At 39.5% G+C, this 2,152-nt stretch carries 1 protein-coding gene; it reads right to left on the minus strand.

The window, feature by feature from the left end; all coding sequences use genetic code 11:
* Nucleotides 1-90: 90 nt before the first annotated feature.
* Nucleotides 91-1,026, minus strand: coding sequence for an RluA family pseudouridine synthase (locus A0J48_RS26315; RefSeq protein WP_200327520.1), 936 nt, complete (start codon nucleotides 1,024-1,026; stop codon nucleotides 91-93).
* Between the last annotated feature and the right edge of the window lie 1,126 nt (nucleotides 1,027-2,152).

Genomic DNA, 2,152 nt, shown 5'->3' on the forward strand with positions numbered 1-2,152 from the left:
AAGCAGGGGAGGCAGGGGAGGATTAATACTTTCTTCGGAATTACTAACTTTCTACTCTTTACTCAGCACTCAGCACTCAGCACTCAGCACTCAGCACTGTCCTACATTCCTGCGGCGCAAAACTTCCAGCAAAGTTGTAAATGTGTCGGGAGGGGATGCAGTTACTTGAATCCATTCTCCAGAGACCGGATGCTGTAACTTGAGTTGCCAAGCGTGTAATGCTTGACCGGGCAAATTTACTCCTACTGAACGACCAGAACCATAAACCGCATCACCAACGATGGGATGACCGATTTTGGCGCTGTGGACGCGAATTTGATGGGTACGTCCTGTTTCTAACTGAAAGTGGATGAGAGTGTAATTTCCAAGCCGTTCTCGGATTTGCCAATGAGTGATTGCTGTTCTTCCTCCTTGTTCTGTGGGAACTACTGCCATTTTCTTGCGGTCATGGGGATGGCGACCAATGGGTAAGTCAATGCGGCCACTTTCGGTTTTTGGTACGCCATAAACTACACCTAAATATTCTCGCCGTGCTGTTTTAGCTTGTAGTTGTGCTTGTAGATGTTGATAGGCGATATCTGTTTTAGCGATCGCAATTGCACCAGTTGTATCTTTATCTAACCTATGAACGATGCCTGGACGTTGAACACCACCAATTCCCGGTAAATTGGGACAATGTGCCAATAAAGCATTTACTAGAGTGCCATCAGGATGACCAGGTGCAGGATGAACAACTAAACCAGCGGGTTTATTTAAAATTAATAGCTGCTCGTCTTCGTAGAGTATATCTAAGGGAATATCTTCTGCTACCAATTCTAAAGGTTGCACTGAGGGAATTTCCAAACAGATGCGATCGCCAACTTTCAGATTTATTTTCTTTGATGTACAAATTTGATCATTGAGTAAAACATGACCCTGTTCAATTAACTGTTGAATACGGGAACGGGACAAATCTGGTAATTCTGACGACAGGTAGCGATCCAGACGATAACTTTTTTCTGAGACTAGGAGATTAATAACGGTCATCCGATTTTGGATTTGGGATTTTAGATTTTGGATTGGTTCTGCGGATAAATCCGGGGACTTGAGGATTTTGGTGACAATTCCGATTGGTACTACGGATAAATTCGGTGGCTGATCCCATCAAGGAATTATGGGTAACAATTGATTAAATTTATATTGCTCAATATGAGAGATTGTTACTGATTTTAACAAAATCTGAGAGTAATTTTTGGCGCACCCGTTAAAAAACTCACTACTGACCACTGTCAGTCCCTTTAGACATGGTGGCGCTGACTGCGTAAGTAGGTAGGCATTAGCTAAATGCTGACTAATCTCTAAACCATACATTAGAAAATAGGGGGAAACACTCTGTGTATATGGCTTTTTTCTTAAACTCTGTACCTCATTTATCTGTAATTTGCTGTAATTATCCTGATGGTGAATTAGTCAAGTTGAAAATAATAAAACACACAATGTCTGCAATCGTAATTTGCTAATGAGAATATAGTAAAATATTGTTTATAAAGTACATTTTTATGATATTTATTCATCAGGGAAGAGTACATTTATATTCTCCGTAAATACGCATCTTTTAGCTAAGAGAAAATGCTGGTAAAATATAGCAATATGGCAATTTTTGGGAAAAATTAAATTCAATTTTTTATATTAGGTTTAAAATACTTTTTTATTTCTCTGATAAATCTAGAGTAAACTGAAGTTAGTAATTAATTATTGAGCATCTACTATTTAAGGGAATACCAAAAAATAAACTATTCCATTTTGTGGGATGGGCTTCTACCCCTGCTTGTTAATGGGTCAGACAAAATGCGTACCCCATGAGAATGAGAACTCATATTTTTTGATGTGGGAATCCCTACTTAAAAATGCCTTTTGGCTAATTTCGAGCCAGCTATCAGCAGGGAACAGGAGGTTATACCAAGTCAAAATTCAAAATTCAAAATAGAGCCTCTGGCTTTTGTCAGGGATACAAAATTAAGAGAGCCAGATTTCACAAGGGTTTCTGAGGAAAGTATCTGTTTCTGAATTTTGGCAAGTTGGTAGTACAAAAGGTTATTTTTCCCCTTTCCCGTTATCTGTTCCGTATTGTCCTATACCCTTTTCTGTGGTGGGGGGTGAGGGGTGAGTGGGG

Source organism: Sphaerospermopsis aphanizomenoides BCCUSP55, from assembly GCF_001586785.1.
GTDB lineage: Bacteria > Cyanobacteriota > Cyanobacteriia > Cyanobacteriales > Nostocaceae > Sphaerospermopsis_A > Sphaerospermopsis_A aphanizomenoides_A.

Bases quoted from the DNA above. Each gene is read 5' to 3' on its own strand.
- A0J48_RS26315 (WP_200327520.1), bottom strand. From the start codon at position 1,026: ATGACCGTTATTAATCTCCTAGTCTCAGAAAAAAGTTATCGTCTGGAT.